This window comes from Desulfobacter curvatus DSM 3379 (genome assembly GCF_000373985.1).
Lineage (GTDB): Bacteria > Desulfobacterota > Desulfobacteria > Desulfobacterales > Desulfobacteraceae > Desulfobacter > Desulfobacter curvatus.
This window is the reverse complement of sequence record NZ_KB893102.1, coordinates 1-16,790: the sequence shown is the minus strand read 5'-3', so window position 1 is coordinate 16,790 and position 16,790 is coordinate 1. Positions and strand designations below refer to the sequence as shown.

Here is a 16,790-nt window from a genome sequence, read left to right as displayed (position 1 = left end):
ATTAATTGGTCGCAGGTTCCAATGGAAGTAAACGTTCCAGTGCCGCTATGTTGGTCTGCCAGTTATATTTTTCAAGAATAAAATCCCGGGCGTTGCTAGCTAAAGCAGTTTCTTTTTCTTTTTTGTCTAATAGTTGAACAACTTTATCGGCAAAGTGTTTTGGATCATCTTCGATCAAGACATGTACATCGGGTATCCCCTTGATTCCTTCAAGCGCTTTCTTTGTAGTGACTACAGGGCGGGCCATAGCCATGGCTTCCAAAACTTTGTTTTGGACACCGGCAGCAATACGCAAAGGGATGACGCAGACATCTGCCCCCCGGTAATAGGGCCGGATGTCGTCCACAAAGCCGGTGACCCGGACCCCTTGCAGGTTTCCTAACGCTTTGACTTCGGGGGAAGGATTGCTGCCCACGATATAAAACAGAACATCCGGATGTTCTGATCTGATCCTTGGTAAAATTTTTCGGCAAAACCAGGAAACACCTTCCACGTTTGCGTAATAATCCATGGCTCCGGTAAAAATCAGAACTTTCTGTCCCTCTTTTTCTTTGAGTGGAATAGTCTCAAACTGAGCATCCGGAGAGAAATAATCATGATCCACCCCATTGGGAACGGCTGTCAGATTTTGAGCTTGCTTATTTAGGTCAATGAATACCTCAACTTCATGGGTTGAGACAAAGATCGAATGGTGGAATAAACGGTTGATTTTTTTTTCGTATGCTAAAAGACGCCGACTTTCAACATCATAAATCAGATTTAATGGGAAACGGCTGTTTGCAGCATATTGATGCCATTTTTGGGAATCTACATCACAAAAATCCATGATAAGAACCGGAAAAGCACCATTCGATATGGGCTTGCGCGGGTTAAGCGTTTCTTTGAGCATAGGACAACGAAACAGATATTCCGCCATGGGGGATGAAAAGCAGATAACCGCCTCATAACTCTTCTCTGTCATCCATTGATTCAGGCAGGTTTGAAGCCTTTTGTTATAAAAATACGAGACAGACAATGGTCTGGAGCGGATTGCCAGGCCGGCCAGGCTATATATCTTGGATTTCAATATATTCAGGCCAAAAAGTTTAACCCTGTTGCAATAGTTTTCCAGGTTTCTTTTATACGGTAGATCGTTTGGATCATCTGCCAAGGCAAGCAAGTCAATCTCATGATTTTGGCTCAGACACTTAATTTCGTTAAATGTCCGGATTTTATCTCCTTTGTTCGGAGGGTAGGGCGCCCTGTGAGCCAGATAAAGAATCTTCATAACGGGATGTATTTTTTGACCGCAGTTCTTCGGGGTACTGATTTTTTCCATGCAAAAAGCTGATAGGCAATACCGTTTGGATGGTGAAGAACATAATTATCCCAATCCGTTGTGGCCTTTGTTTTTAAACGGAACTGCATCAAGAAGCCAGAATGGTATCCGTAATTCTTTCGGCGGCTCGGCCATCCCACAAGTCTGGTTTTCTGCCGGTTTTCCAGCCGCCTGCCATGATTTTTTTAAAATTGACCATCAATTCCTCTTTTGAGGTACCCACCAGTTCGTTGGTGCCCTGGGTGACCGTGATAGGTCTTTCGGTATTTTTTCTTAAGGTGAGGCAGGGAATGCCAAGAGCGGTTGTCTCTTCCTGAAGCCCGCCGGAATCCGTCAGCGCAACTACGGAATCTTTCCATAGATTTAAAAATTCCATATATGACAACGGATCTGTTAGAGTAATAGTCTCCGGCAGTTTGATACCAAACCTTTCAAGGTTTTTTCGTGTTCTGGGATGAATCGGGAAAATTAAAGGGAGTGTTCTGGAAATGCCGGCCAAGGAATCAATCACTGCCTCCAGAGTATTTTTATCATCAACATTTGAAGGCCGGTGGAGTGTTACAACACCATACCTGGTATGCTGCTGTTTGTATTCGGTCGTTTTGAATGTCTCTGGAGGCATTTTTTCCAGCTTTGAGAGCTGATAGTACAAATTATCAATCATTACGTGCCCGACAAAGTGAATCGCTAAGTTCGGCTTGCCCTCTTTCTTGAGATTGAGCATCCCCTGTTCCTCAGTGACAAAAAAGAGATCGGTGATCGAATCTGTGACCATACGATTGATTTCCTCTGGCATGGAAAGATCGAAACTGCGCAGACCGGCTTCAACATGGGCCACTTTAATATGCATCTTCTTGGCAACAATGGAGCAGGCCAGGGTTGAATTCACATCTCCGACGACCACAACCAAATCGGGCCGGTCTTTTTCACATATGGATTCAAATTCAACCATAATTTTAGCTGTCTGCTGCGCATGAGTGCCACCGCCGGCCCCCAGATGATAATCCGGATTTTTGATACCAAGCTCTTCAAAAAAGACATCACTCATGTTTTGGTCATAATGCTGACCTGTATGCAGAATTTTATATTGAATTTCATTGCTTTTATCAAAAGACCGGGCAATGGGCGCAATTTTCATAAAATTGGGACGGGCCCCGGCAATCAGCATAATTTTAATCATTGGATCTCCTTACAACCGCCAGAATGGGACACCGGCTTTTTTAACCGTTTCGACATCCAAAATACTTTTTACATCTATGAGGCCACCCATGGGATTCAATTTAGCCGTGAGTGCTTTCAAGGGCTGCTCTTTGTACCAAGCATGGGGAACAGCCAGAATTAATGCCCCTAAATCCGTCAACGTATTCCATGATTTAAGCTCGACATTGTAATATCGGCTGGACTCCTCCGGATCAGCCATGGGATCATGAACCAGAACTTCACAGCCGTAGGATTCAAGCTCCCGGACGATGTCAATGACGCGGGTATTTCTTAAATCCGGACAGTCTTCTTTGAACGTTAGTCCAAGAATACCGACTTTGGTACCTTTTACGGACTGAGAGGAGGCGATCATCATTTTAACAGCCTTTTCCACGACAAATTTACCCATTCCATCGTTAATTCTGCGGCCGGCCAGAATAACTTCAGGATGGTATCCTTCGCTTTCCGCTTTAAATGTCAGATAATAAGGATCAACCCCGATACAATGACCTCCCACAAGACCAGGGAAAAATTTCAGGAAATTCCATTTCGACCCTGCGGCCTCAAGAACATTTTTTGTATCAATGCCAAGCCGGTCAAATATCAGGGCCAGTTCATTCATCAGTGCTATATTTAAATCCCGTTGGGTGTTCTCAATAACCTTGGCGGCTTCTGCTTCTTTAATGGTACAGGTCCGGTGTACACCTGCCGTTACAATGGATTCATAGAGCGTCGCTACCGTTTCAAGGGTCTGTTCATCGTCACCAGACACCACTTTCACTATTTTAGTCAGCGTATGTTCTTTATCCCCTGGATTGATTCTTTCCGGAGAGTATCCAACATGGAAGTCCTTTTTCCAGATCATACCGGACTCTTTTTCGAGAATCGGCACGCAGATATCTTCCGTTACGCCGGGATATACGGTGGATTCAAATACAACAATACACCCTTTTTTCATTACTTCCCCAACTGTCCTTGAGGCGCTTTCCACCGGATAAAGGTCTGGTCGCCTTGCTTTATCTATGGGCGTTGGGACCGCCACCACAATGATATCAGCATCAGATATGAGCTTGGGATCTGTGGTTGGGGTAAAATAGATGGCGCTTTCAAATTCTTCTTTTGAGACTTCCCCGGTGGGATCTTTATGTGCCAGGCTATTATCCACAATGGACTGTTTTAAATCAAATCCAATGGTCTGGTATTTTGTGCCGAAATGTACTGCCAAAGGAAGGCCGACATAACCAAGACCGACAACAGCTATTTTCGTATCTTTTCCCAATCTAATTCATCCTTTTTTATATGAAATGTATTTCAACTCATTTAATTTATTTCTGTTTTTTTGTATTGAGGACTGGGCAAGGAGATTCTTATGCTGGCTCAGTCCATGGCTGTCATTTCAAGATAGCGTTGGCATGTAACAAAATTGCAGTCAGCAAATGCGCTGATTATTTTGTGTAATTTGCTTTCTGTTTTGTTCAAGTTGATATAATGCCGGAACTTGAATCCTCGTGATGCCTGCTTAACTCTTGGTTGGTTTGGGTCAAATTCCCATGGATGGGCATAAAAAATAAAAGCATTATTTTTTTTCAGGACAGTCTTGATGCCTTGTTTGAAAAAAAAGGCGGGGTACAGCCTGAAATACCCGCCGCCGCCTAATGGTATGGTTTTACTGTTTAAGTGCAGGTTGCTGACCGGCAGTTCAAAAAAATGGTTATCCAGTTGATAACTTCCGCCGTTTTTTATCGCGCTTGATAAATTTATGGTGCCGTATCTGCCATGGGCGGAAAAAGAGTTATAACTGGAATCATACAGGTAGCCGGACTGCTTGATTATCTCCAAAACCCGGTCATTGATGGCAAAGCTTGGCGCCCGATATCCATAGACGGCCTGGCCGGTCGTATCTTCAAGCCGCTTTTTGCTGTTTAAAAGATCCAGAGTCAACTGGTTTTTATCCAGGGTTGTACACAACTGGTGGTTTGTTCCGTGGGACGCAATTTCATGGCCGCGGTCCCGGATCTGCCTGACCAAATCCGGCAGCTTTTGTGCAATCCAGCCAAGGATAAAAAAGGTAGCTTTGGGTTTAAAAGAAAAGGTATCCAACAGATCCAGTATCAGATGGGTATTCTTTTCCACCCGGAGTTCAAAAGAATTCCAGGTTGAAAAGTCAATATATGATTTGAAATTTTCAACCTGGAACCAATCTTCTACGTCAATTGTGAGGAGTATTGCGTACTTTTTTGCCAATTTGCGCCAATAAAATATATAAAAGGTAAACCAAAATAAGGGCTGTGCCAAAGACGATCAATCCGGACATGTCGTGAAGAAATCCATGGGCGGCTTCCGGGCCCACCCAGGCCGCTAACATGCCGGTGATGGTCAACCGGAGAACATTCGTGGCCACGGCAATGGGAATTGCAGATAAGAATATCACCCATTTTTTCCACTGGCTGACATGGGATAAAAATGCAAACGCGCCGGTGAGAGCCAGCAGAGAAGTCAATGAGCGAATTCCAGAACAGGCGTCCACAACTTCCAGGGAGGTATTGGCCAGGTGAAGTATGTTGCCTTCCCTGAACACAGGAATACCGACTATACTAATTGTTTCCGAGGAAATCCGGGCGGCAAAAAGCTGGAGAGGGAAAGCGATTTTATTCCAGATAATGGCTGGAATGGGAATCATCATGATCAGATAGCACACCGGCACAATAAGCGCCTTGAGCATAACCGTCCCAAAACTGAATGCTATGATGCCGGCCAGAGTGATGATCATGGATGTTCTCATTAAAAACAATTCGGCGCCAAGGTTGCCCGCCATATATACCATTATGCCAAAAACAATGATAAAAATACCTGATATCGATGAGTTACGTGGGATCTGACGCAAATGATTCTGGCGATACCAGACCATATAGCCGGCAACAAAGGGAATAAGAAATCCATGGGAAAAATTTGGATCATTAAACCAATCCCCTATAAGATCCTTTATGGTTGACCAGTACAGCAATGCAAATGCAGCGGCAATCAAAAAGGTCTGGATAATTTGTTTTGATTTCATATAAATTAATTGGGAATAAATTGATTGAGAACGGGGTAAACTTCATCTGCGAATTGCGTTAAAAGAACCTCTGCCTCTGTTTCATTTGTTATAACCGACGCAATCAGGCGGACAAAGGAGCCGTCCGTCCGGTTTTTTGTTATTGAATCCACCACCAACCAGATTTTCTGCATATATTCTGAACTGATAATCCGTCCCCGGGATTGGAACCAGTAATATACTACCTGCTTTTGTCCGTCTTTATTCAGAAGAAGTCTTGCTATTTTTATTGTTTTACCGCTTTTGGGTAAGTTAATTGGAATGGCAGAGCTTTGGACGATATTCCATCCGGCACCGGGCATGCAGTTTTTAGGCGAGTGGATCAGATCTCCTTTGCTCTGGCTCTGATAGAATCCCACATAAAGATTCACTCTCAGTCCTTTGCCTTTGCTGAAATTGGCCATGATATAGTCTTCAACACCAAGGATATTGAACACTTGTTCGTCCATTTGACTGGTTACCCCCCGCCAGGAACCAATCCTAAGAGGAAATTGACTGAAAGGCCGGTTCGGTTTGGTACGCTCTGAGTGTGAAAACAGCGTTGTCAGGCCAGAAGCCGAAATGAGAAGGATTACAATGATGGCAGTATGTTTTAGCGACAATTTATGATCTCATTCTTTCAAACAATTAAACGTTAATCAAATATTAATTTTTCAAGGGTTTTTCTGGATAACACATCATCCGGTCGGATAGGTCTTTCCGGAATAATACGAACAAAAACCGTGATGGTATTCTCTTGGTAATCATCTCTTAAGGCAGCATCTGTTTTATAATTTGTATGGGTGGCATTGGCACTTACCTGGAGCCATCTTAGCGGTTTCCATGTCAGGCCGCCACCGATTTCGCAGGTGTCGTCCTGGCGGTCTACGGTGTCCTTGAACTGCTGCAGTTCGTAAGAACCAAAAAGATGTGAGGACAGGCGCCTTGCCAGCATATAGTTCAAGTAACATCCAGCCTGGTAACTCATATTGTATCCTAAACTGGCAGCTTCCTCATCAGATTCTTCATATGAACTGCTGGCGGTGATGTACAGCGATCCTTTTGGGCTGAAATTAAACACTTTGTAGACGTTGAGATCCAAAAACGGGTCTGTTGAATCGCCATTGGCATTATCCCAGTCGTGGAAAAGGATACCCACGCCTATGGAGACACCGGCGTCTTCAGTTATATCCCAGTCAATACCCACAGACGGATGATAAATGACATGATCTCCATCCTCCCTGTCAGAGATATAGTGGCGGTACTTGATATATCCGTCAAAATGCCTGGTAAATTTTCGAATATACCGAATATCCCCGGCAATGGTCTCGTAATCCTTGCCAGCTATCGTGTCAAACTTTTTGCCCACATATTCCAGATTGCTTTCGACTCCATCCATCCGGGTAAGCCAGTAAGTCAAAAAGGCACTGGGTTCATAGCTTTTATATTCATCGGCATCTGAATTTTTATAGCTGTCTGTTTCGTATAAAAAATTTGCCCCCATGCTGTTTTGGGGACCAAATGTCTTACGGATGGAAGTCCTGGCGGTATGCGTCTGGTGTTCCTTGTAATCACCGGTTCTGACTTGCTGGTCATAGCTGTTGGAATAATCATAGGCAAGGGACGTTTGAATAGTTCTTGCCAATTGACTGTCAATAGATGCACTTGCAGAATGTTCCCAGGACTCGCCGGTATTGTTGCCGTCATGCCCGTCGTAGCTGATATCTGCTTGGGCAGAAGTATGTTTTGTGAGTTGACAGGCAGCAGAGAGGCTTGCGTTCTGGTCCAGGCCGTCCCTGTCATTCAGGTTTTTATAGTCCGTATACTCCGGATTGTATTCCAGATAGATTTGACTTCTTCTATTTAAAAATCCCACGGAAAACCCAAGTTCATAGGACGTGGTCCACTCTTCAAACGGGTCGGTTCCGGTTTGAAAATAGTTGTCCGTATACTCCTCTGTGACTGTCAGCGTCGGTATAATCTGGGTAACCATCCTGGCCTGGGCAAAGGAGGCCGGTATCAAAAGACAGGCTACAGCAGCCAAAAAACATGCACGGGGCGTTATCATGGACAATTTCATGAGACGTCTCCTGATTCGCTGAAAATAACGCAAATTCAAGGAACGATAATGATATCATCGGCTTTGAGCTGAATATCATTGCCGAGTTCTCCGTCCGTAATATCGTCATAATCAATTTTGATCATCTGTTCCTTTCCCTTGACCCTGCGGTACAGGATGATCTCATCCTTGGATGCCCATTCCGTAAATCCTTTGGCCAGGGCAAACGCCTGTACAACGGTCAGCTTTTTAATTAGAGGATATTCACCTACACCTACAACTTCACCAAGAATGTAATATCTCTGGCTTCCTGGGCTTGCCAGGACGACCGTGACAGTTGGTGCCTCCACAAACTCAGCCAATCCGGTTTCAATTACTTTTTTCAATTCCATTGTGGTGCGGCCTTCGGCCTGGATGTCATCCAGCAGGGGAATGGTAATTTTACCATCATTGCGGACAAAGACTTTTTCAAATGTCAGATCTTCTTCTTTCCATGTCGTTACTTGCAAAACATCTCCGACGCCTATTTTATAATCTCCATCAGTGGGCGCCTCGTTGTTTTCAGCCGCATTAACAGTTCCTGCCAGGCAAAAATATGTGGCAAACAAGATGAAAAAGGTACAAAAAAAACATTTTGTGAAATTAAATTTAAGCATAGCTCCGCCCCCTCGATTACATCGATTAATATCTTTTTGAAATCTGTCTATTTGACAGATTCCCTTAATATCATGACCAATTAAAAAAGAAACCCTGCCCGCCGGTTTCTATAACCCTGCTTATCTTGGTTATCTTGCACCTTTGCCAAAAAGGACTGTTTTAACGGTTTTTAAAAGAATGACCATATCCAGGGCTAATGACATATTTTTAATGTAGAAAAGATCATAGTTGAGTTTTTCTACGGCATCTTCAACGGTTGCTCCGTAATCGTAACAGACTTGGGCCCAGCCCGTAAGGCCTGGTTTTACATTGAACCGCTGGGCATAAAAAGGAATCTTTTCTTCAAGCTGGTCTGTAAAATATTTCCGCTCGGGGCGCGGTCCCACAAGGCTCATTGTTCCCATAAGGACCTCCCATAGCTGGGGCAGTTCATCTATCCTGTACTTTCTTATTACGCGCCCCACGCGTGTGATTCGATTATCGTTATCACCGGCCCATATGGGACCTGTTAATTTTTCAGCATCCTGCACCATAGAACGGAATTTATGCATCATATATTCTTTTTTGCCGCCACCAACCCGGTCCTGGGCAAAAAGAATCGGGCCTTTTGAATCAATTTTGATTAGGATAGCTACCACAATAAGCAATGGTGAAAGAACGGTTAGAAAGATTGACGACAAAATGATATCCTGCATTCGTTTCATACCCGCCTTAAACCTTGATTTCTGGAATCCTTTAGAAAAAATCAGCCATGACGGTTCTATTTCCCGAACCAATACCTTTCCGGTCAGCAATTCATAGAAAGAGCTGCCTGAAATTACATCAATGCCTTTAGTCCTGCACTGAATAAGCTCCTGGGTCGGAAACCGTCCTCTTTTTTCTTTAAGTGCCACAATAATTTTATTTATTTCGTATGCGTCAGAAACCTCACCAAGCGTTTTATCCGTTTGATCCACCAGCAAATTTTCAGGCAGTTTATCTGTTTCTTCATCATGGCCATCCGGAATAACCGCAGATACCGTATAACCGCAGTCTATAGTATTCGTGATTTTTTCATAAATATCCCTGGCCAGTTTACTGGAACCAAGAATGATAATACGCTGGTTAAACATCCCTTTGTTAAGAATATGAAGGTAACCCACCCGCCATAAAATGATAAAAACAATCAGAAAAAATATGCTTAGCATGTAAATCTTCTGATCCAGAATTACCAAGGGGAAAAGAAAGTAGACACCGGCCAGGAGAATAGAAGCAACCCCTAATGACTGAAGCAGGCGAATTATAATCTCGGGTATCTGTGAAACAATATCAAAATCATAAAGGTCGTTATAATACAAACAGGCCTGCAAAATGGCGGTAATAAGACATATTCTTAAAATCAGCATCAGATCAAACCAGTATGAGGTCGATAAGGTTAGAAGGGCTGTCGACAAAAGAAAACAGCTGAAAATCACGCATCCTTCAAAGAAAAAAAACAACATGTTTCTAACAGGGAAATATTGGCGCAAAATGCTGAGCATTTTTAAGAAACTCCTGTTTTAAGTGCCATGGGGATTTTAAAATCAATTAAAGAGGTGACGGTCTTGTTTCTGCATTGGAGGTACGCCAATAGGCTCATCTTGAGATATTTGCCCATTGATGTAAGGAAGAAAATGGGTAGAAAGATAAACCATCTGATGGATTTTAAAATTCCCATGGCACTAATCACCTTTGCTGATGATATCCGTATTCATGACCGATTTTATTATATCCATATCCGTAGCCGATTTTTTTCCTTGAGAAATTCGTAACAACCCCCAACACTTTTTCCCGGCCATAAATATCCAGAATGTCGGCAATCTCCTTGGTCCGTGTTTTCCCCTGCCGGATAACCAGAACAATACCATCTACAAACCGGGCAATGGCATTGGTCTCTGATGTGATATAAGGAGGCGAGGTATCAATAATGATATATCTATCATTGTAACGCAGCTTAACTTCATGGAGCAGACGGCGCATCTGATCTGAAGACAGAAGTTCTGACGGATTAGATGGAATCTGCCCTGCGGTTAAGATCGTCAGTTTGTTTACGGATGCTTTTTTAAGAACAGAAGACAGCGGTCTCTTATTTGCCAAGTAATCGCTCAAACCCTGCTCTTCATCTTCAAAGCCAAAAAACGTATGGATCGTAGGAGCCCTGAGATCGCAGTCTATTAGAAGAACATGCTCATCAATACTTTGGGCTATGCTTACGGCAAGATTGGCCGCCACAAAGGATTTGCCTTCATGGGGAGAGGCGCTTGTTATCATGATTGTTTTTGGCGGATTCCCTTTTTCAGGAAATAAAATATTGTTTTTTAACAACCGGAACTGCTCCGAAGCCGACGAATGGGGGGCGCTGTCTGTGATAAGATCTGGATTTGTGCGCCTGGAACGGGGTCGAGTTATTGCCTCTATTTGTCCGGAATCGGGGTTGCCTGAATCATCATCCGATGCAAGTCCTTTTTCGGGTGTTGCCTTATTCTCTACTTTTTTTAGCGCCTTAAATATCTTTCCCAAAATTTTAAATTCCCGGCATTATAAACTGAGTGTTGTTTTTATAAAATTGATTGTCCGATCCAGGCCTTTATGGTTCAATATTGCAAAAAATGCCAGGAACACAGCTGCATAGCTGCAACAGCAGGTGAACATGATCCATTCAACCTTTTTTTTCGTCCTGCCACCCGGTTTCTCCAGTGGGGGGATTGATGCCAAAATCGGAAGCCCTAGCTCGGTTTCAATCTGATCCTCCCGCCGGATGACAGAAAAGTTAAGCAACTCTTTTAAAAAAATTACACCGCCACCCATTCCAAGGCCCCCGGCTATGGACAATAAAAACATTAGTTTCACATTGGGAGAAATTGGTTTTTCCGGCAGGCGGGCATAATCCAGAATTCGGAACTGCTCTCCTTTTTGTTTTTTTTCCATGTTAACGGATAATTCAGCTTCCAGTTTTCTGTCCAGAAGAGAGTTGTACACGTCCTGGATATTACCGTAGTCCCGGGTCAAAGACTGGAGTTCAAGTTCTCGTTTAGGCGTGTCTTCGACGCGTTGCTGATAAATTTTCATTTTTTCCTGAATTGCTGAGATCTCGCCCTTGATATTATTCGCTTCAGCGGCGAGTTGATCCCGTTGGGCCCGCAAAGGGGCCACAGGATCCCAAGCCATGTCCGGCAGGACATCATCCCCGGGTTCGTCTGAGGATTGTTCCTTCTCTTTCTTCGCCTTTTCCGCTTCGATATCTTCCTTCAATTTTTCTATAACCCGTTTTAGTTTTTTGACATCCGGATGCTTTTCGGTATATCGGAGTAAAAGCGATTCGTATTGGGCTTGAGCTGCCTGGAGATCGGCATCCTCTCCTGCCTCTAATTCATCAAAATCAAAATCTTGAAAATCATTACCATTCATACCGGAATTATTCTTTTGAGCAGCCATGGATGAAATTTGGGAATTGAGTTGATTGATTGAATTGTTGATTTCCCTTAAAAGCAACCCTTTATCAGTGATCTCCTGCTGCATGCGGTCCAAAGTACGCAAATTGGTATCCAATTCGTCAGGTAAGCCGCCAATATACTTTGACCTGAATGCCGCAAGATTCTGTTCTTTTTCCTCAAGCCGTTTTTTGGTTTTATCCAATTCTGCGTCAAGGAATTCACTGGTGCCTATGGCTTGGGCCTCCCGGACCTTAAGGTTTTCATCCATAAAATATGACGCCAGAGTATTGGCAACCCGCATTACCCGTTGCGGTTCACTGCCGGTAAAAGAAATGGAAAAGGCTTCTGCACCTTGTCTGGCATGATCAATATTAACCTTTATACGTTTTCTCAACCCGTCTATTTTATCTTCCTGGTACATGCCGACACTATCTTCGTACAAACCGAACTGGTCAATGATTTGCTCAAGATTACTGCGGCTCAATACCTGCTGGGAAATGGTGCTGATCCGCTCGCCGATACTGGACGATACAACAGATCTTATATAGTTGGTGGGAACCCGTTGGGGCTGAACAAGGATCGATGTGCTGGCTTGGTAAGACTTTTTAGCCGTCAGGGTCATCCCAAGCCCCAATGTCAAAGAAATACACAAAGGGACAATCAGAAACCAGCGTCCCCGGATAAGGACATCAATAATGTAATCGGGTTTGATTTGAATTTGAGATTGGAACGGATCGGCCATATTTATTCCTGAATAAAATTAAAACGCTTTTTATTATAAAAACAAATGGTAATATTTGTTCTCCGATTCTGTCCGTTTGTCAATGTTCTATTATGCATAAAAAGAACTTGAATAAAAATTTCTCAATAACAGCCATGACCGACCTGGTCTTTCACCGAGGTTGGGCCACAACAAATAATGAAAGAAACGAACCGGTTCGTTCAGTTCTTTCATATAAAAATTGGGGGGTGGAAATCCCGTATCACACAAATAAACAATGTATATAACATTTATATACTTTTAGCGTCAATGAATTAAGGGGGTACCCAAACCCATCGCCTATCTTTCCTCATTATCAGAGACTGACATCGTTTTATCTTATCGGGCAACAAATATTCTTCGAGTATTCTGACGGATGATTTTTCATCCATTTGTACTTATGTTTACCCGGTACAAAGGATCCCCCACAAGCACCTGTTTCCAGGACAGATACGGCAGGCTGACCAGATAAGCCTCGGCCAAGGTCAGTTGCCCCTGAATCAGAAAATCAAAAAAGATTTCCGGCAGAGGGAAAGACTGAACATAGGGTTCTCCCACTGGCCCGATGGTGGCGGCGATGCCGTTATCCAGCATTTTTTTGCACCAGACATTGCTGTTTTCACGTTTTAACGTAGAACATTCCGAGCTTGCAATATGAAATCCAACCGCCCCTTTTGTCCAGGTAAAAGCATCCACATAGTTGGCCAGGCTGTACCAGCCGCAGTAAAGGGCTGCGTTGGGGCACTCTCCGGGTTGAAACAACTCCTGCTTATCATTCAGCACTACTTTCACACCCTTTTTTTTCAGACGGTCTGCGGCGTTATGAATGGATTTATCATAAAGCCCATATCCGGAAACTTTTTTTTGACCGGGATCTTTCCATCTGGCATCAAAGTATGCCGTGCCGGGCAAGCCATTTATTTCAGCTTCGATACTGTCATTTACAATCCGTTTGACAATGTCGGCATCAGCCCCGTCCAGACGGCTGACCATGATTACATCTGATTTGTCAATGGCTGTTTTCCGCGATTGCCATGGCAGGAAAAAAGGATTTGGCAGCCAAAAGTTAAGCGTGTATTTATCTTTTCTAATCAGCATTAACTCAGAATCAAGAGATGCCATTTTGTCCATGGACATTTTGAATTGTTTGATTTCTTTATTTACCTGACTCCGTGTTTTTTTTTGATCTTCGGTTAACTGCCCGTTTTTTTCTTTAAGCGCCTCCAGTTTTTTCTTTTGCGCCGTCAACCGGTCCATCCGGATCTGCTCATTCTTTGTCATTCCTGGCGAAGAGATTTTTAGGGGAAGTCCATACATAGTGACGATGGCACTGATTTTCCGATTTTTTTCCAGGGCACGGCGGACCGGGGGGACGATTTTTGTCAAATAAGTTTCCCGTGAGCAGGTCTCTTTGTCTGCGATAAATATCTGCAACAGATTCTCCTTAGGGATCTGCCGTTTCTCCATGTACCAGGCGGCCAGGCCCGGGCTTTTGGCCGCATTGCGATTGGCAATAACAAGTACTTCATCCGGTGACAATCCAGAGGCCGGCAGGACAAAAATAAAAAAAGAAATAAAAGCTGCCAACGTACCAATAAGAAAACGTATCATTATTCCTTTTCCGAACTATTTAAATGGTTCATGTACCAGAGTGCCGCCATATCGAGGCCGTCCTTAACCGAGCATTGCGGGTTGTATCCCAGAAGTTCCCGGGCCTTGGATATATCTGCCAGGGAATGACGAACATCTCCCGGCCTGAAATCCCTGTATTTCGCAGTTACGCCGGCTCGGTCCGGCAAAGTCTCGGCTACCCGATCGCGGATTAATGAAAACAGCTGATTTAACGTAGTGCGTTGCCCAAACGCGACATTATATACCTGGTCGGCAGCGTCATCTCCGGCAGTTGCAGCCAGCAGATTGGCCTGAACGCAATTATCGATGAAACAGAAATCCCGGCTGGTTTCACCGTCCCCATTTATATAAACCGTATTTTTACGGATCAATGCACCAAACCATAAAGGGATTACTGCGGCATAAGCCCCGTTAGGGTCCTGGCGGCGGCCGAACACATTAAAGTATCGCAATCCGATGCTTTTGAATCCGTAGGTGGAAGCAAACACCCGGGCGTACAGTTCATTGACCAGTTTTGTCACGGCATAGGGGGAAAGAGGATTGCCGATATTCTCCTCTTGTTTGGGAAGTTTTGGATGATCCCCATAGGTGGAGCTTGACGCAGCATATACAAACCGCTTTACATTCGCGTCCCGGGCTGCTGTCAGCATGTTTAAAAAGCCTGTAATGTTATTTTCATTGGTAGTCAAGGGATCGGCAACGGATCTGGGAACGGAACCCAAAGCGGCCTGGTGAAGTACATAATCCTGCCCTTTGCAGGCTGCTGCGCAGGTGGCGGCACTGGTGATGTCTCCTTCAATAAATGAAAAGTTCTGCCATGCTTGGAGACCCACTGACTCTTTAACCTGGTCCAGATTATGTTGAAATCCTGTGGAAAAATTATCCAGACCGGTTACCGTTTGCCCAAGATTCAGCAGAGTTTCCAGAAGATTAGAGCCAATGAACCCGGCGCATCCGGTGATCAACCAGGATCGTGGATTCTCTTTTAAATTTTGCTGAATCAGTGTGAAACGCATATAATATTCCTTGATGTTTACTATCTGTTGATCGCAAGCAGTCCTTACCAAAGTTCCCAGTGCCCGAAATAATAGACATAAAGTGCCAGACCGATATTGGTCACCCCGTGGGCGACAATGCAGGAAATCAGATCTTTTCTTAATATCCATAAAAGGGCCATGAGCAGACCGTAGGCAATAGCTGCGGGCCATTCGGTAACAAGATGACCGGCAGCAAAAATGATAGTTGAAATCACAATGGCGTAAACGGTCCACTGCCCCGGTGTTACATCAAAAATACTAACCTTATCCAGGGCCGCAGAAAAGGCGTTCTGCGTGTTTTGCCTGCGCAGAAGATCCCATTGCAGGGCCACCCGGAAGACGAATCCGCGCATGAACAACTCTTCAAAAACGGGTACCACAAAACCGGCCGTCAAAAGCCTTAGGGCGAATCCAAGAGCAGACCACTGCGCCGCACCATCCCCAGGGTTTGTAAAGGGGGCATATAAACCGCACCACACCACCAGGCCGATAGTCCCGAAAACGATTCCCCATAAACAGGATATCCATTTATTTTTGGGGCCGGTTAAGGGAATATACCATTTCCAGGCCCAGATCAAAAGTCCGGACACAATCACCAGCTTTATTGTATATATGATTTCTTCGGATAGTTTATCATGCAGGGCGGAAGAAAAAAACACATATGCAAAATACGGTGCTGCATAGGGGATCAGCAAGTCCATATTTTTCCATTTTTTCCGGGAATAGGCGGTGTCGGATGAACTCACAGACATTCCTTTTTATAGCTCAATTGAAAACAACTCATCAAATTTTAAAAATGTTTTCTTTGAGGGGACGCAAATCAATAAAGAATCCTTGAAGACTAATAAAAAAATGTTAAGTACGCAACCCTGCTATAATTTTTAAGATATTTCTTTGTGGCTGTTTGGTTATTCGTTTTCATAATTTTAATAATTTATTGCATCTAAAGCAAAAATGACACCAAATAGTCAAGTATAATGTTTTTTTGTGGCTTTTTATTAATTCTTGCAGTTAAAAATAGATTTAGGGTGCCGAAAAGAAAAACAGGTTCTCTATGGTAGATATCCAACCGTGGGGGGGAGGGAAGATTAATACAGAAATTATGAAAAAAAGGTTATGGTTTTAAATAGTTTTATTACACAAAAAATAGGCAGTTTTTTAATGGCTATGTTCCCTTTAAATGTTGAAACTCAATAAATGATTTCTATCTTTTGGATATACTCCAAGAAGGAGGAAATCATGAAAAATAAAGACTTTTCACAATTATTGCTTAAAATCACCGAAATGGATCATCGTCAACGAAGTAGCTTGCTGAATGCCCTTACATATCTCTCCGATGATAGTCAGGTTGTCGAATGTATTGAATCACATTTTGACGCAGACGGCAAATGTCCCTTCTGTAATTCAGTGCTGACGCATAAATAATAAAAGGTCGGCCGAAGTTGTTCCGCCCACTCCTTTTTGGGAAAATTCCGCCTTTCCTTCTTTCAGAAGGCATCGGAAAGGTAGTTCTTCCTACACAAACCATGGCCTGTACCGAAGATTTTCATTCCGTCCGGGCATAGTTCTCCCCCATTCCAGGCTTGAAACTGTTTCGATTAC

At 43.7% G+C, this 16,790-nt stretch carries 15 protein-coding genes; 1 reads left to right on the top strand and 14 read right to left on the bottom strand.

Annotation, left to right across the window (positions count from 1 at the left end; all coding sequences use genetic code 11):
* Position 1 precedes the first annotated feature (1 nt).
* The 14 genes from B147_RS0122930 to B147_RS0122855 form a co-directional block, all read right to left on the bottom strand.
* On the bottom strand, positions 2-1,318 hold the full coding sequence (locus tag B147_RS0122930) for a TIGR03087 family PEP-CTERM/XrtA system glycosyltransferase (RefSeq protein ID WP_245569085.1): 1,317 nt from the start codon (positions 1,316-1,318) through the stop codon (positions 2-4).
* Positions 1,319-1,406: 88 nt separating this feature from the next.
* On the bottom strand, positions 1,407-2,498 hold the full coding sequence (gene wecB / locus B147_RS0122920) for a non-hydrolyzing UDP-N-acetylglucosamine 2-epimerase (protein WP_020589543.1): 1,092 nt from the start codon (positions 2,496-2,498) through the stop codon (positions 1,407-1,409).
* A gap of 9 nt (positions 2,499-2,507) precedes the next feature.
* On the bottom strand, positions 2,508-3,797 hold the full coding sequence (locus tag B147_RS0122915; RefSeq protein ID WP_020589542.1) for a nucleotide sugar dehydrogenase: 1,290 nt from the start codon (positions 3,795-3,797) through the stop codon (positions 2,508-2,510).
* 98 nt (positions 3,798-3,895) lie between these two features.
* The gene (locus tag B147_RS0122910; protein ID WP_020589541.1) at positions 3,896-4,762 is read right to left on the bottom strand and encodes an XrtA system polysaccharide deacetylase; all 867 of its coding nucleotides are present in this window, start codon (positions 4,760-4,762) and stop codon (positions 3,896-3,898) included.
* The gene (gene xrt, locus B147_RS0122905; protein WP_020589540.1) at positions 4,728-5,573 is read right to left on the bottom strand and encodes an exosortase; all 846 of its coding nucleotides are present in this window, start codon (positions 5,571-5,573) and stop codon (positions 4,728-4,730) included. The genes B147_RS0122910 and xrt overlap by 35 nt, the downstream gene beginning before the upstream one ends.
* Before the next feature lie 5 nt (positions 5,574-5,578).
* On the bottom strand, positions 5,579-6,214 hold the full coding sequence (locus B147_RS0122900) for an exosortase C-terminal domain/associated protein EpsI (protein ID WP_026259787.1): 636 nt from the start codon (positions 6,212-6,214) through the stop codon (positions 5,579-5,581).
* A gap of 32 nt (positions 6,215-6,246) precedes the next feature.
* On the bottom strand, positions 6,247-7,671 hold the full coding sequence (locus tag B147_RS0122895; protein ID WP_020589538.1) for an outer membrane beta-barrel protein: 1,425 nt from the start codon (positions 7,669-7,671) through the stop codon (positions 6,247-6,249).
* A gap of 35 nt (positions 7,672-7,706) precedes the next feature.
* Positions 7,707-8,306, bottom strand: a complete 600-nt coding sequence (locus B147_RS0122890) for a polysaccharide biosynthesis/export family protein (RefSeq protein ID WP_020589537.1) — start codon at positions 8,304-8,306, stop codon at positions 7,707-7,709.
* Between the two features lie 129 nt (positions 8,307-8,435).
* Positions 8,436-9,827, bottom strand: coding sequence for a sugar transferase (locus B147_RS0122885; RefSeq protein ID WP_020589536.1), 1,392 nt, complete (start codon positions 9,825-9,827; stop codon positions 8,436-8,438).
* Positions 9,828-10,011: 184 nt separating this feature from the next.
* The gene (locus B147_RS0122875) at positions 10,012-10,845 is read right to left on the bottom strand and encodes a polysaccharide biosynthesis tyrosine autokinase (RefSeq protein ID WP_020589534.1); all 834 of its coding nucleotides are present in this window, start codon (positions 10,843-10,845) and stop codon (positions 10,012-10,014) included.
* Between the two features lie 18 nt (positions 10,846-10,863).
* Positions 10,864-12,501, bottom strand: coding sequence for a GumC family protein (locus B147_RS0122870; RefSeq protein WP_020589533.1), 1,638 nt, complete (start codon positions 12,499-12,501; stop codon positions 10,864-10,866).
* Between the two features lie 402 nt (positions 12,502-12,903).
* Positions 12,904-14,130 (bottom strand): TIGR03790 family protein, encoded by a 1,227-nt coding sequence (locus B147_RS0122865; protein WP_020589532.1) that lies wholly within the window; start codon positions 14,128-14,130, stop codon positions 12,904-12,906.
* Positions 14,130-15,167, bottom strand: a complete 1,038-nt coding sequence (locus tag B147_RS0122860) for an SDR family oxidoreductase (protein ID WP_020589531.1) — start codon at positions 15,165-15,167, stop codon at positions 14,130-14,132. The genes B147_RS0122865 and B147_RS0122860 overlap by 1 nt, the downstream gene beginning before the upstream one ends.
* Positions 15,168-15,211: 44 nt before the next feature.
* Complete coding sequence (locus tag B147_RS0122855) at positions 15,212-15,940, bottom strand: CPBP family glutamic-type intramembrane protease (protein WP_425387040.1); 729 nt, start codon at positions 15,938-15,940, stop codon at positions 15,212-15,214.
* Between the two features lie 487 nt (positions 15,941-16,427).
* Between B147_RS0122855 and B147_RS0122850 the strand changes: the two genes are divergently transcribed.
* Positions 16,428-16,613: an RING finger protein gene (locus B147_RS0122850; RefSeq protein WP_020589529.1), complete on the top strand. Its 186-nt coding sequence runs from the start codon at positions 16,428-16,430 to the stop codon at positions 16,611-16,613.
* The last annotated feature ends 177 nt before the right edge of the window (positions 16,614-16,790 follow it).

What these genes read in the sequence shown, in the direction of transcription:
- B147_RS0122890 (WP_020589537.1), bottom strand. Translation starts at nt 8,306, where the DNA reads ATGCTTAAATTTAATTTCACAAAATGTTTTTTTTGTACCTTTTTCATC.
- B147_RS0122860 (WP_020589531.1), bottom strand. Translation starts at nt 15,167, where the DNA reads ATGCGTTTCACACTGATTCAGCAAAATTTAAAAGAGAATCCACGATCC.
- B147_RS0122865 (WP_020589532.1), bottom strand. Translation starts at nt 14,130, where the DNA reads ATGATACGTTTTCTTATTGGTACGTTGGCAGCTTTTATTTCTTTTTTT.
- B147_RS0122930 (WP_245569085.1), bottom strand. Translation starts at nt 1,318, where the DNA reads ATGGAAAAAATCAGTACCCCGAAGAACTGCGGTCAAAAAATACATCCC.
- wecB (WP_020589543.1), bottom strand. Translation starts at nt 2,498, where the DNA reads ATGATTAAAATTATGCTGATTGCCGGGGCCCGTCCCAATTTTATGAAA.
- B147_RS0122850 (WP_020589529.1), top strand. Translation starts at nt 16,428, where the DNA reads ATGAAAAATAAAGACTTTTCACAATTATTGCTTAAAATCACCGAAATG.
- B147_RS0122885 (WP_020589536.1), bottom strand. Translation starts at nt 9,827, where the DNA reads ATGCTCAGCATTTTGCGCCAATATTTCCCTGTTAGAAACATGTTGTTT.
- B147_RS0122895 (WP_020589538.1), bottom strand. Translation starts at nt 7,671, where the DNA reads ATGAAATTGTCCATGATAACGCCCCGTGCATGTTTTTTGGCTGCTGTA.
- xrt (WP_020589540.1), bottom strand. Translation starts at nt 5,573, where the DNA reads ATGAAATCAAAACAAATTATCCAGACCTTTTTGATTGCCGCTGCATTT.
- B147_RS0122855 (WP_425387040.1), bottom strand. Translation starts at nt 15,940, where the DNA reads ATGTCTGTGAGTTCATCCGACACCGCCTATTCCCGGAAAAAATGGAAA.
- B147_RS0122870 (WP_020589533.1), bottom strand. Translation starts at nt 12,501, where the DNA reads ATGGCCGATCCGTTCCAATCTCAAATTCAAATCAAACCCGATTACATT.